Source organism: Pseudomonas sp. L13 (assembly GCF_009935965.1).
In the GTDB taxonomy this organism is placed as follows: Bacteria; Pseudomonadota; Gammaproteobacteria; order Pseudomonadales; family Pseudomonadaceae; genus Aquipseudomonas; species Aquipseudomonas lactis.
The window spans coordinates 1-12,819 of record NZ_QODJ01000024.1; the positions used below are offsets into that span (position 1 = coordinate 1).

Below are 12,819 nucleotides of genomic sequence, written 5' to 3' on the forward strand. Positions count from 1 at the left end.
TGCTCGCGAATGCAGGGTGTCAGTCAACTTATTTAGCGACTGACACCCTGCATTCGCGAGCAAGCCCGCTCCCACATTTGGATCTTCAGTGTACTTAGAACCCGCGATGTTTCTTCAGGTGTTCATTAATCTTCGCCGCCGGCACTTTCTGCAAGGTGCACAACAGGTCATGGGACAGTTCACGCAAACCATGAGTCTGGCGCAGTTCCTGGGCCAGGTGCGCCGTGAGGTTGGCGGCCATTTCAGCGTCCGCCAGCGCCCGGTGAGCCTGGCCGGTGTGGGGCAGTTTGGCGTAGGCGTTGAGGGTGCCGAGCTTGTGGTTGGGCGCAGCCGGCATGAGGCGGCGGGCCAGGAGCAGGGAGCAGGCGAACTTTTGCAGGCGGGTGCGGCGGATCAGGCCCAGCTCAAAGTCCCAGAACTTCTGGTCGAACGCGGCGTTGTGCGCCATCAAGGGCGTGGTGCCGACGAACTCATTGACCTCGTTCATCACCCGTTCAGCCGGTGGCGCGCTGCGCAGCATGGCGTTGCTGATGCCGGTGAGCTGTTCGATAAACACCGGTACACGCACACCGGCGTTCATCAGGCTCTGGTAGCGGTCCACGATTTGCCCGCGCTCGAGGATGACCACGCCGATCTCCGTGGCCCGGCAGTGGCTGCTGGGGGTGATGCCGGTGGTTTCAAAGTCGATGACCGCTATACGTTCCAAACCTGTTCCAACTCCGTTCTACGATCTATTTGAGCAACAACGCGCCTTCGATCGGCACGTAGTGGCTGGCGGCGCGTATCAATGAGTTGGCCGTCAGCCCCGGCACGCCGTAGGCCACGGCCCGCACGCCATGCTTGTGGATGATGCGTTCGAGCAGCATGTCGAAATCACCGTCACCGGAGGCCAGCACGACTTCGTCGACATGGTCGGCGGCATCCATGATGTCCAGGGTGATGCCCACGTCCCAGTCGCCCTTGGCCGAGCCGTCGCTGCGCTGGATGTACGGCTTGAGTTTTACCGTGAACCCCAGGTTGCGCAGGATCTGCTGGAACTGCTGCTGCTTGCTGTCGCCGCGGTCGATGGCATAGGCGTACGCCTCGACAATCTGCCCGCGCGCGCTGATGTCAGCCCACAGGGCGGCGTAGTTGAAGTGGCAACCATAGGCCTGGCGCACGGTGTAGTAGAGGTTTTGCACATCGGCGAACACTGCAATTTTTTTCACCGCACTTCCTCATGGACAGCCAGGCGCCAGCGCCCGGAAAGGGCGCCAGTATGCCAGCCAAGGGAGCGTTTCCGGGAAAAAATCAGACCGGAGCGCCGTAGCGTTCCGGTCTGCGTGGGTCAGACGAAAGAATCGTCGTCGCCGAATGAAGAGGAATCGTCCGAAAAATCGCTGTCGGCATTGTTGCCGCCCCAGCGGTCATTACCGGCGAACTGCTGGTCATCGTTGCCCCAGTTGCCTTGATCGCTGGCCGGTGCCGGTTGTTCGATGATCTCTTCCACCACCTGCGGTTGCGAGTTGTGATGGAACAGGCTGCTGATCCCTTCGGCCAGCAACACACCACCTGCCACACCGGCGGCGGTCTTCATGGCGCCACCGAGGAAGCCGCTGCCTGGGGGCGCGGCGACCGGTGCTTGCGGCGGTTGGTAGCTCTGCTGCGGCGCTGGCTGGCCAAAAGCGGGCCGCGCCGGTTCACGCCAGCCGCCACCCGAGTTGCTCGGCGCCGGCTGTGGCTCCCGGGAGCTACTGCCAAAGATGCTCGACAGGAACCCACCTCCGCTGGCCGGCGCAGGTGGCGTGGCCTTGGCCCGTTGCAGCTCGTCCTGCAACTGCTGGATCTGCTGGGCCTGTTGCTTGTTCTGCGCGTCGAGGCTTTGCAGCGCATGTTCCTGCACCAGAATCGATTGGGTCATGTAATAGCCGACGGCGGGTTGGCGAGCCATATGCTCCTTGATCCGCGCTTCGGCCTGGGCGTCGCGGGGGGCTGAGTCCGTTTCGGCTTGTTGCAACCGTGAAAACAGTCCATCGATCAGGGTTTGCTCTTCGCTGTTCATGGCGACCTCGTAGATTGCCGATAAAAATTCTTGTCCCGCCTGTGATCAGGCCAGGGGCTTTTCAGTTATGGGGATGTTACGAGTTGTTTCAATGGTCTTTACTCAAGGTTTACGTTTGCGCCCCTTTGAGCCTGATCGGTTAAAGTGTCGCCCTCTGCTTCCAGGCCTGTGATGACCCTGATGAATCCGTTAGACGTTTTGCGCGACTCCTTCCGCTTTACCCAGCGCAACCTGGGCGCCATCGTCCAGCTGTGCCTGCCATTGGTGATCCTCGAAGCCTTGCTGCAACAGGTGCTGGACCATACGCTGGGCCCGGATGCGTTTCCCGGCTACAGCGTGGTCGTGGGTTTGTTGGTATACCCGCTGTACACCGGCGCCCTGATCCTGTTTCTCGACGCCCGCACCCGCGGTGAGTCGCCGCGCACCAAGGACGTGTGGGCCATGGCCCTGAGCCTGTGGCCGCGCTTCGCCTTGCTGACGGCCATGAGCACGCTGCTGATATTGCTCGGGTTGTCGCTGTATTTCCTGCCCGGCTTGTGGCTGATGGTGGTGTTGGCGTTCGCCGAATACCTGCTGGTGCTACGCGGTATGCCGGCGTTAGAGGCGATGAAGGAAAGTTTTCGCCTGACCCGTGGGCATTTTTGGCGAATCCTGGTGTGCCTGCTGTGCGTGATGACGCCGTTGTGGTTGCTCAAGGGCGCCAGCGTGGCCGCGTATCCCGACCCCGCGCCGCTGCTGGGGCTGCTGATGGACAGCGCCCACAGCTTCCTGCAACTGTTCACCAGCGTGGTGTTGTTCCGTTTATTCATGCTGATCGGTGGCGATGCCGACGTGCGGTGATATGCTCCGTGGCTCTTCTGACACGCATATAAGCCGAGCCGATGACCCGTTTATTGCGCATCACCCTGTTGAGCCTGTTGATCATCGCCGGCCTGCTGGCCGCGCTGATCTACAGCCTGACCTGGCGCCCTGCCGACAAAGAAACCCTGCCCGTCAGTTGCGTGGCACCCCGTGCGCCGACGCTGCTGCCGGGGCAGGCGCTCAAGGTCATGACCTGGAATGTGCAATACCTGGCCGGCAAGAACTACGTGTTCTGGTACGACACCCCGGACGGCAGCGGCCCCGACGATCGCCCCACCGTCGAAGACATGGCGTTCAGCCTCGACGAAGTGGCGCGGGTGATTCGCGACGAACAACCCGACATCCTGCTGTTGCAGGAAGTCGACGAAGGCGCCAAGCCTTCCCACTATCAGGACCAGCTTGCGCTGTTGCAGGAGCGCCTGGTGGATCTGTACCCGTGCAGCACCCAGGCCTTCGACTGGAAGGCCGACTTTGTGCCCAGCCTGCATATCTTCGGCAGCGTCGGGCGCAAGCTTGCCACCCTCAGCCGCTACCAGATAGAACACGCCGAACGCCTGCAACTGCCGACCGGCGATGCCAACTTCATCAGCCGTCAGTTCCAGCCTAAACCTGCGTTGCTACTGACTTACCTGCCCTTGAGCGATGGCGGCCAACTGGCCGTGCTCAATACACGCCTGGACGGCGGTGCACCTGGGCGCTCGGCCGCGCAACAACAAGTGCAAGCCACGGCCAAGCTGCTGGACAAGTTCGAAGGCCGGGGCACGCCCTGGTTGATCGGCGGGGATTTCAACCTGCTGCCACTGGGCCAATACCTGCGCCTGGACGCGGCTAAACGTGGGCAGTATGCGCCGGACAGCGAGCTGCACCTGCTGTGGGACAAGTACCCGATGATCCCGAGAAACAGCGAATCCAGCGGGATTGATCGTGAAAATTGGCTGACGCACTTCCCCAATGACCCGAGCCTGGAAGGGCCGGATCGCACCTTGGATTATCTGTTCTACAGCCCGCGCATCAAGCGGGTAGAGGCGAAGGTGAGGCAGGAAGACACGTTGCGCATCTCCAACCATTTACCGGTCATTGCCCGCTTCCTGCTGCCTGCCGCGCAATAACCCACATCATTAATCTTTTGTGGGAGCTGGCTTGCCTGCGATGCCGCCGATGCGGTCTTTCAGTGACACCGCAGCGATGCGATCGCAGGCAAGCCAGCTCCCACACGTGAATTGCATCGCGCCTATTTACGCGGTTTGATCCTGGCCGTCGCTTCGGCCACTAGCGGGTCATCCGGCCAGTAATGCTTGGGGTAGCGCCCTTTCAAATCCTTCTTCACCTCGGCATAGGTACTGCGCCAGAAGTTCGCCAGGTCCTGCGTGACTTGCACCGGCCGCCGCGCCGGGGACAGCAGGTGCAGCTTCACGGCCAGGCGCCCACCGGCAATACGCGGGGTGTCTGCCAGCCCGAACAATTCCTGCAAGCGCACCGCCAGAATCGGCGGCTGCTCGCTGTAGTCCAGACGTACCGATGACCCCGACGGCACTTTCACATGTTGGGGCGCCAGCTCTTCCAGGCGTTGGGGCAAGGGCCAGGGCAGCAGGTTGTGCAGGTAGCTGGAGATATCCAGGTTGGCGAAATGGCTGAGGCGCGAGACCTTGCCCAGGTAGGGCATCAGCCAGTGTTCGAGGCTGGCGAGCAGGGCCTTGTCGCTGAGGTCGGGCCACTCGCTGGTTTTGCCCGCATCCAATTGGCGCAGCAGCATCACACGAGCTTGCCATTGGCGCAGTTCCGGGGTCCAGGGCAGCAGCTCCAGGCCTTTGCGGCGCACCAGGTTGACCAGCGCCTGGCTGCGGGCGGATTCGTCGAGGCCGGTCAGGGGTTCGCGGCTAAGCACCAGTTCACCGACTTTGCGTTGGCGCTCGGCACGCAACACGCCTTCGCGCTCGTCCCAGTCGAGTTGGTCGACATTGCGCACTTGTTCGGCCAGCACCGTGTCGAACAGTGCAGGATCAAAATCCGCCGCCAGGTAGATGCGTTCTTCACGCTGGCCCTGGCGGCTGCCCAGGTCGGCGATCACCAGCCAGGGTTGTTTCATCAGGCTGTCGGCTTCGGCAAACAGCGCCGCTCGGCCGTTGGCCAGGCGATATTCAGCGCCACCGGGGCGGCGTTGTTGGGCGACGCGGTCCGGGTAGGCCAGTGCCAGCAAGGCGCCGAGCCAGCGCGGGTGGTCGGGGTTGTCCACCGGCTGGGTCGCCTTGCCGCGCAGGTAGCCCTGGTATTGCCGGGCCAGTTGCTTGGCGCGCTGCACGCCGCCCTGGGTGCCTCGCGCACGCTCTTCACCGGACATCAGCGCCAGGCGGCTGTGCAAATCGGCACCGCCGCCGCGCAAGATGTCGCGTTCGCCCAACAAGGCTGCCACGTCGCAGGCGGTGGCGGCGAGGCCCAGGTCCTGGCCACGTAATAACAGATGGGCGATACGCGGGTGAGCCGGCAACTCGGCCATCTTCTCGCCATGGGCAGTGAGGTTTTCTTCGTCCAATGCACCGAGGCGTTGCAACAGATCCTGGGCCTGGGCATACGCGGCAGTCGGTGGTACGTCCAGCCACACCAACTGGTTGGGCGTCACGCCCCAACGGGCCAGTTGCAAGGCCAGCCCCGCCAGGTCGGCGGCGAGGATTTCCGCGCTGCCATAAGCGGCAAGACCGTCGTGCTGGTCTTCGGACCACAACCGGTAACACACCCCCGGCTCCAACCGCCCTGCCCGGCCGGCGCGCTGGGTGGCGCTGGCGCGGGAGATGCGCTGGGTGTCGAGGCGGGTCATGCCGCTGCCGGGGTCGAAACGCGGCACCCGCGCCAGCCCGGCGTCGATCACCACGCGCACGCCGTTGATGGTCAGGCTGGTCTCGGCGATGTTGGTGGCCAGCACCACTTTGCGCTTGCCGGCCGGCGCCGGGTCGATGGCGGCGCGCTGGGCGTTGAGGTCCAGTTCACCATGCAGGGGGCACAACAGCACGTCAGGGCGATCACCCAGAGCGTCGGCCAGTTGCTGGGTGACGCGGCGAATCTCCGCCTGCCCCGGCAAAAACACCAGCACGCTGCCGGTTTCGTCATGCAGGGCTTCGAGGATGGTCTGCACCACGCGCGGCTCGATAAACTCGCCGGCCTGGTAGGGTCGCCCCCAGCGCATCTGCACCGGGAACATGCGCCCTTCACTGCGCAGGATCGGCGCGTCATCCAGCAAGCCGGCCAGGCGTTCGCCTTCGAGGGTGGCGGACATCAGCAGGATTTTCAGCGGCTGTTCGTCGCGGAACAACTCGCGTCCGTTGAGGCTCAAGGCCAGCGCCAGGTCAGCATCGAGGCTGCGCTCGTGGAATTCGTCAAAGATTAACAGGCCCACGCCGTCCAGCGCCGGGTCGTCCTGCAGGCGGCGAGTGAGGATGCCTTCGGTGACGACCTCGATGCGCGTGTTGGGGCCGACTTTGCTGTCCAGGCGGATGCGGTAGCCCACGGTCTCACCGACCTTTTCACCCAGTTCACTGGCCAGCCGCTCGGCAGCAGCGCGGGCAGCCAGGCGCCGGGGTTCGAGCATCAGGATGGTTTGCCCGGCGAGCCACGGCTCATGCAACAAGGCCAACGGCACGCGGGTGGTTTTACCGGCGCCGGGGGGCGCTTCCAGCACGGCCTCATGGCGATGCGCCAAGGCGTCACGCAGGGCGGGTAAAACATCATCGATCGGCAACGAATTCATACTGGCTCCAAAGCAGAGCGGCGAGTATAACGGCGAACTGCCGGATGCCGATGCGGGTCTCAAAAACACCCACGCTTTGGGCTGTGAATGCAGTTAAAGGTGGGAGCTGGCTTGCCTGCGATAGCGGTGTGACAGTTGGCGCTGTATTTCCTGAACCGACGCTATCGCAGGCAAGCCAGCTCCCACATTGGTTCATCGGCGTCTGGCCGATCTGGCTTATAGTCACCCTTAAATCTGTTCAGGAGACTTTTTCATGCGTATCGCTTCCCGTGTCATCGGCGGTGTCCTCGCCGTCACCCTGCTGAGCCAACTCACCGCTTGCGGGTCGATTTTCTACCCCGACCGCCGTGGCCAGATCGACGGCAAGATCGATCCGACCATCGCGGTACTCGATGCCCTCGGCCTGTTGTTTTATGTGATCCCCGGCCTGATCGCCTTCGGTGTCGACTTCGCCACGGGCGCCATTTACTTCGAACCGGGCAAGACCGCCCAGGTCGCCCCCGAGAAACTGCACGAAGCCATCGGCGCCGACGGCACGGTCGATAACGCCAAGCTGCAAAGCATCATCCAGAAAGAAACCGGCCGCACCTTGCCGCTGGACGACCCACGCCTGATCCAGTTCAAGGGCAGCGTGCAGCAACTGGCGGCCCTGGGCCTGCAGCCTGCCGCGTAAGGACAGCTCATGACCAGCAGCCCCGAACACGCCAGGCTTTTGCGCCTGGCCACCCGCGCCTCGGTGGGCGTGGCCTGTGTGTTGATTGTGACCAAGGCCATCGCCTGGTGGCTCAGCGGCTCGGTGAGCATGCTCGCCGGGCTGACCGACTCACTGCTCGACGGCGTCACTTCGCTGTTGAATTTGCTGGCAGTGCATTACGCCCTGCGCCCGGCCGATGACGATCACCGTTATGGGCATGGCAAGGCGGAGTCGCTGGCGGGAATGGCGCAGGCCTTGTTTATCGCCGGCAGTGCGGTGCTGATTGCGCTCCAGGCCTATGAACGGCTCAAGCACCCAGAGCCGGTTGGCGCACCGTGGTTGAGTATCGGCGTGATTATCTTGTCCCTGGCGCTGACCGTGGCCCTGCTGGTGCTGCAACACCGCGTGGTGCGCGAGACCGGCTCCAACGCGGTGCGTGCCGACTCGCTGCACTACCGTTCAGACTTGCTGCTCAATGGCAGCATCCTGATTGCGCTGGTGTTGGCTGGGGTGGGCTTTCATCAGGTCGACGCCTGGTTTGGCCTGGGGATCGCCGCCTACATTCTGTGGAGCGCGATCCAGATCGCCCGGGAAAGCTTTGCCGTGCTGATGGATGAGGAGCTACCGCCGGATGTCAGCCAGCACATGCTGGAACTGGCCCGTGGCGTACCCGGCGTGCTGGGTGCCCACGACTTGCGCACGCGGGTTTCCGGCAACCACTGGTTTGTGCAGTTACATCTGGAATTGCCGGGGGAATTGACGCTGTCGGTGGCCCACGGCATCAGCGACCAGGCCGCCGATGCCATTCACCGGGAATACCCGAAAGCCGAAGTGCTGGTGCATGCGGATCCGGCGGATCAGCTACAAGCTTCAAGTGATAAGCCTCAAGCTTGAAGCTAAATACTCGTAGCTTGCCACTGCTACTGTTGCACCTGATACCCGCGACTGCCCAGGCAGTTGCCCTGGGCCTGGCGGTAGGCTTGCACCACCGCAGGGTCCGGGGCGTAGGTCACGGTGCGCGGGTCGAAGCCACTTTGTTGCACCGCCCAGCGATAACAGTCGTAGCCGTCCTGCTGGACCTGGGCTGGCGATTGGCCGTTGGCCGGGTAAGCCACTACGTCATAGCCGTTGCCTTGAGGCGCCGGCGGGGGTGATGGCACCTGCGCCGGCGGTTGTACCACCACGTATTGCTGGGTGCTTTGCTCGTAGGCGTAATAAGCGCCTGCGGCGAGGAACAACAGCGAGCCGCCTACCCACACTTCACGCGCGTAGTCCGGCAGGTAATGCACGCGGATGCCATAGGGCGGCGTCACCACTACGTAGCGAGGGCCTTGGGGCCGGTACCAGTAGCCTCCCGAGTAGAAGTAATCCTGGCCACGGTACGGCACGCGGTAATTGCGCTCGGGGAAACGCTCGATGACATACCCAGGGCGATGCTGCGGCCCAGGCCCCCAGCCATTGCCATGCCCGTCAGGGCGACCCGGCCAGCGGTTATCGTTGGGATGGTCATTGCCCGGGCGCGAACCAGGGCCACCGGCCTCCCAATGCCGGTTGTCATCGTTGCGTCGGGGAATATCACGGTAATAACCCTGGCGCGGCTCCTGGGTCTGGCGCACGGTATCGGGCCGGCCCTGGATCGGCAGGTTATGCTCAGGCCGCGGCCCACCTTCGGGGCCCCGTTCATGCTGCCCCTGCGGCCCATGCCCCGGGCCTGGTGAGTTATCGCGTTCGTCGGCCATCGCCTGGGAGCCGACGCTGACCACCAGCAAACCAACACCTGCCATACGCCAGATGCGCTTCATGCTTTTCCTCACTGCGGATTGGGGCTTGATCATGAGACTGGAAAAGCCTCGCCCGGTTCTGAGACAGGTTATCAGTCACGAGAACTATTTTCTGAAGGTAAAACGCGCACAAAGAAAAAGGGGTGACCCGTCGGCCACCCCTTGAGAATTTCGTCCTGGCTCAACGCTTTTAACGTTGGCTCACCTCACGCCGTCTTGTGGACAGTGTGCAGCCTGGAGGCCGGCTCAACCCTGCTGGGGCGGCGGCCGCAACGAGCCTGATTGGGCGCGTTGCTGTGGACTGTTGTCCAGGCGGTGATTCTGTTGGTAATCATAGGCGTGCCGGGCGGGCAGAGGATTGCGAAGATTGCGTCAATAAACAGTGCTTGCGCAATTTTTAACCCTTCATGGATAATTCACCGCAATAGTTACGACAAAGGCCAACCCAATGAGCAAGCTTGACCGATACGACCTGAGTATTCTGGCGGAATTGCAGCGCGACGCGAGGATCTCCAACCAGGAGCTGGCCGAACGCATCGGCCTGTCGCCTTCGCCCTGCTCACGCCGGGTCAAGCAGTTGGAAGACGACGGCTACATCGCCCGCCAGGTCGCCCTGCTCGACCGCAAGATGCTCGGCCTGAGCCTCACCGCTTATGTATTGATCGGCATGGACCGTCACACGCCGGAGCGCTTCGAGAATTTCGAAGCCGCCATCCGCACCCTGCCGCAAGTGCTGGAGTGCAGTTTGGTGACCGGCATGGATGCGGACTATCAGTTGAAGGTGGTGGTGCCGGACATGGACCATTATCAGAAGCTGCTGCTGGGCCACCTGACCCGTATTGAAGGGGTGACCAGCGTGCGTTCCAGCTTTGTGCTCAATCAGGTATTGAACAGCACCGAACTGCCCCTGACCCACCTGCGCACCTGAGGATGTTCAACTGTAGGAGCGAGCTTGCTCGCGAAAAACGTTAACGATAACGCGTGCCTTCTGAATGAACGCGGCGTCTGTGAGTTTTTCGCGAGCAAGCTCGCTCCTACAATGGCATCACAGTAAGCCCCTGCCCGTGCAGGACTCAGGTCAATGTTGCGTCTAGGATGCTGCCGTATACTGCTCGCTTGTCTTGTCGGAAGAGCCCCATGAACAACATCGACCCCGCCCTGTTTGAAGAATGGATGATGACTGGCCTGGTCAGCATCCTGATCATTTTCATGGGCTTCATCGTCTGGGACCTGGCGAAGAAATCCAAAGCCGGGCGCTTTGGTTCGTTCATCCTGTTTTTCGTGCTGGGCCTGGGCGTGGCCGCGTTCATCATCAAGAGCGTGGTGATCGGCCTGATTGAATCCGGCGCCTTATAAGCGCGCCGGCACTGCCTTCCACTGGCCTTGATCCAGGCCCTCGATCGACCACTCACCAATACGCACGCGCACCAGGCGCAGGGTCGGCAAGCCTACCGCCGCGGTCATGCGCCGTACCTGGCGATTACGCCCTTCGCGAATCACCAGTTCCAGCCAGTGGGTGGGCACGCTTTTACGAAAACGTACCGGCGGGTTGCGCGGCCATAACGTCGGTTCATCCAGTTGCCGCGCCTCGGCCGGCAAGGTCATGCCGTCGTTGAGCTCCACGCCTTGGCGCAGGCGTTGCAGCTGTTCTTCGGTGGGTTCGCCTTCTACCTGCACCCAGTAGGTTTTCGCCAGTTTGTGCTTGGGGTCGGCAATCCGCGCCTGAAGCTGGCCATCGTTGGTCAGCAGCAGCAAGCCCTCGCTGTCACGGTCCAGGCGCCCTGCCGGGTAAATACCGGGGATATCAATAAAATCCTTGAGGGTCGCGCGCCCGCCTTCGTCGCTGAATTGGGTCAGCACATCGAAAGGTTTATTGAACAGGATCAACTTCGGCTCGGCCGGTGGCGCCTTGGCAACGCGGCGAGCGGCAGAATGCGGTGGTTTCACGCCAGGGCGGCGTGAATCGGGACGAGTGGGACGGGACATGGCAAAGGAACATCTAACGGTCAGGACCGACAATGCTAGTGGCCTGACCGCTAAATGACCATCCCAACCGCTTAGCGGAACGGCGGCTCGTCGAAGCTGCGCAGTTTGCGCGAGTGCAAGGAGTTGAGTTCGGTGCGCAACAGGTCGACCGCCTCGATGCCGATCTTCAAGTGCTGGCTGACCGCACGCTCATAGAACGCGTTGGCCGAACCCGGCAGTTTGATCTCGCTGTGCAACGGCTTATCCGATACACACAGCAAAGTGCCGTAAGGCACGCGTAAACGGTAACCCTGGGCGGCGATGGTGCCGCTTTCCATGTCCACGGCCACGGCACGGGACAGGTTGATCAGCGGGCGCTCCTGGGCCCAGCGCAGTTCCCAGTTCCGGTCGTCATAGGTCAGCACGGTGCCGGTGCGCAGGCGTTTTTTCAGCTCCTCGCCTTTTTCGCCGGTGACTTTCGCCGCCGCTTGCTGAAGCGCCAGCTGCACTTCGGCCAGGGCCGGAATCGGGATGTTCGGTGGTACCACGCGGTCGAGAATCCCATCACGGCGCATATAGGCGTGGGCCAGTACATAGTCGCCGATGGTCTGGGATTGGCGCAGGCCGCCGCAGTGGCCGATCATCAGCCAGCAATGCGGGCGCAATACGGCCAAGTGGTCGGTGATGTTCTTGGCGTTGGACGGGCCCACACCGATGTTCACCAGGGTCACGCCATGGCCGTCAGTGGCCTGCAGGTGATACGCCGGCATCTGGTAGCGGTGCCACACCACGCCGGCGGCAATGGCCGAGGCTTCGCCGTGGTCCATGCTCTTGTCGATCACCACGTTGCCGGGCAGCACCATGCGGATAAACCGCGGGTCGCTGCGCAGTTGCTCCAGGCCATGCAGGATGAACTGGTCCACGTAGCGGTGGTAGTTGGTCAGCAGGATCCACGGCTGTACATGGCGCCAGTCGCTGCCGGTGTAATGCACCAGGCGACGCAGGGAAAAGTCCACGCGGGCGGCATCGAACAGGGCCAGGGGCAGCGGGTCGGTGTTTTCCCAGTCGTACAGGCCATCGGCAATGCCATCGGTGGCGGCAGACAGGTCGGTACTGGGGAACACGCGGGCCAGAGTCGCGGCAGTGACGCCGGAGCCGGCCAGTTCATCGCCCTGCTCCACCACATAGGGGTACGGGATGTTCTGCTGGCTGACGCCCACTTCCACCGTCACGGTGAAGTCGTGCATCAGCGGCACCAGTTGCTCCAGCAGGTACTTACGGAACGCGGCCGGATGGGTCACGGTGACGCTGTAGGTACCCGGCAGTTGCACCTTGGCATACGCCCGAGTGGTCTGTGGGACTTCACCGTGGCAGTGATAGGTCAGGCGCAGTTCCGGGTAGCGAAACAATGCGCGCTGCGCGGCGTCGGGCTCGACGCGGTCCTTGAGGTATTGCTTGAGCGCCTGGTTGAGCGCGCCAGTGGCACGCTCATGCAGCGCCGCCAGCCGGTCCACGGCTTCTTCGGCGGTTTTAACGACAACAAAAGCTTCGGTCACGGTAAGCATCCTGTGTTCTGACTTGCAGGCCTTTATCTTGCCTGTATCCAGGCTTCACCGAAACCACAGGATTGGAATGCACCTTAAAATATGGAGGTGACAAGCCCTAACACCCTGTAGGAGCGAGCTTGCTCGCGAGAAACCCATAGGCGCCGCGTTTATTCAGGAAGCACGCGTTATCG

Annotated in this window: 13 protein-coding genes; 6 read left to right on the plus strand and 7 right to left on the minus strand. The window is 62.5% G+C overall.

Annotation, left to right across the window (positions count from 1 at the left end; genetic code table 11):
- Window positions 1-94 precede the first annotated feature (94 nt).
- The 3 genes from DK871_RS13825 to DK871_RS13835 all read right to left on the minus strand — a co-directional run bounded on the left by DK871_RS13825 (window position 95) and on the right by DK871_RS13835 (window position 2,041).
- Window positions 95-706 carry a PolC-type DNA polymerase III gene (locus DK871_RS13825; protein WP_161905435.1) on the minus strand — a complete coding sequence of 204 codons (612 nt, stop codon included), beginning with the start codon at window positions 704-706 and terminating at the stop codon, window positions 95-97.
- A 25-nt stretch (window positions 707-731) separates the two neighbouring features.
- A complete protein-coding gene (locus tag DK871_RS13830; protein ID WP_003194396.1) occupies window positions 732-1,208 on the minus strand; it encodes an NYN domain-containing protein in 477 nt (158 codons plus the stop codon).
- A 119-nt stretch (window positions 1,209-1,327) separates the two neighbouring features.
- Entirely contained in the window at window positions 1,328-2,041 is a 714-nt protein-coding gene (locus tag DK871_RS13835; RefSeq protein ID WP_161905436.1) for a DUF2076 domain-containing protein, read from the minus strand.
- A gap of 180 nt (window positions 2,042-2,221) precedes the next feature.
- On the opposite strand from DK871_RS13835, the gene DK871_RS13840 reads away from it, so the two are divergent.
- The gene (locus tag DK871_RS13840) at window positions 2,222-2,881 is read left to right on the plus strand and encodes a YciC family protein (protein ID WP_161905437.1); all 660 of its coding nucleotides are present in this window, start codon (window positions 2,222-2,224) and stop codon (window positions 2,879-2,881) included.
- 41 nt (window positions 2,882-2,922) lie between these two features.
- Entirely contained in the window at window positions 2,923-4,011 is a 1,089-nt protein-coding gene (locus DK871_RS13845) for an endonuclease/exonuclease/phosphatase family protein (RefSeq protein ID WP_161905438.1), read from the plus strand.
- A 122-nt stretch (window positions 4,012-4,133) separates the two neighbouring features.
- Here DK871_RS13845 and hrpB read toward each other — a convergent pair whose 3' ends face one another.
- On the minus strand, window positions 4,134-6,641 hold the full coding sequence (hrpB, locus tag DK871_RS13850; protein WP_161905439.1) for an ATP-dependent helicase HrpB: 2,508 nt from the start codon (window positions 6,639-6,641) through the stop codon (window positions 4,134-4,136).
- A 253-nt stretch (window positions 6,642-6,894) separates the two neighbouring features.
- On the opposite strand from hrpB, the gene DK871_RS13855 reads away from it, so the two are divergent.
- Window positions 6,895-7,314, plus strand: coding sequence for a hypothetical protein (locus DK871_RS13855; RefSeq protein ID WP_003194410.1), 420 nt, complete (start codon window positions 6,895-6,897; stop codon window positions 7,312-7,314).
- A gap of 9 nt (window positions 7,315-7,323) precedes the next feature.
- Complete coding sequence (locus DK871_RS13860; RefSeq protein ID WP_161905440.1) at window positions 7,324-8,229, plus strand: cation diffusion facilitator family transporter; 906 nt, start codon at window positions 7,324-7,326, stop codon at window positions 8,227-8,229.
- Window positions 8,230-8,255: 26 nt separating this feature from the next.
- Here the strand turns inward: DK871_RS13860 and DK871_RS13865 are convergent, their stop codons facing one another.
- Window positions 8,256-9,137: a DUF6515 family protein gene (locus DK871_RS13865; RefSeq protein ID WP_161905441.1), complete on the minus strand. Its 882-nt coding sequence runs from the start codon at window positions 9,135-9,137 to the stop codon at window positions 8,256-8,258.
- A 427-nt stretch (window positions 9,138-9,564) separates the two neighbouring features.
- On the opposite strand from DK871_RS13865, the gene DK871_RS13870 reads away from it, so the two are divergent.
- Both DK871_RS13870 and DK871_RS13875 read left to right on the plus strand, forming a co-directional pair.
- On the plus strand, window positions 9,565-10,044 hold the full coding sequence (locus tag DK871_RS13870) for an Lrp/AsnC family transcriptional regulator (protein WP_003194418.1): 480 nt from the start codon (window positions 9,565-9,567) through the stop codon (window positions 10,042-10,044).
- Between the two features lie 218 nt (window positions 10,045-10,262).
- Window positions 10,263-10,472 (plus strand): DUF2788 domain-containing protein, encoded by a 210-nt coding sequence (locus DK871_RS13875; RefSeq protein ID WP_016773053.1) that lies wholly within the window; start codon window positions 10,263-10,265, stop codon window positions 10,470-10,472.
- On the opposite strand, the gene DK871_RS13880 is transcribed toward DK871_RS13875, so the two are convergent.
- A complete protein-coding gene (locus tag DK871_RS13880; RefSeq protein WP_161905442.1) occupies window positions 10,467-11,102 on the minus strand; it encodes a pseudouridine synthase in 636 nt (211 codons plus the stop codon). The genes DK871_RS13875 and DK871_RS13880 overlap by 6 nt on opposite strands.
- Window positions 11,103-11,173: 71 nt before the next feature.
- Window positions 11,174-12,646, minus strand: a complete 1,473-nt coding sequence (gene amn, locus DK871_RS13885; protein WP_153475217.1) for an AMP nucleosidase — start codon at window positions 12,644-12,646, stop codon at window positions 11,174-11,176.
- Window positions 12,647-12,819: the final 173 nt, after the last annotated feature.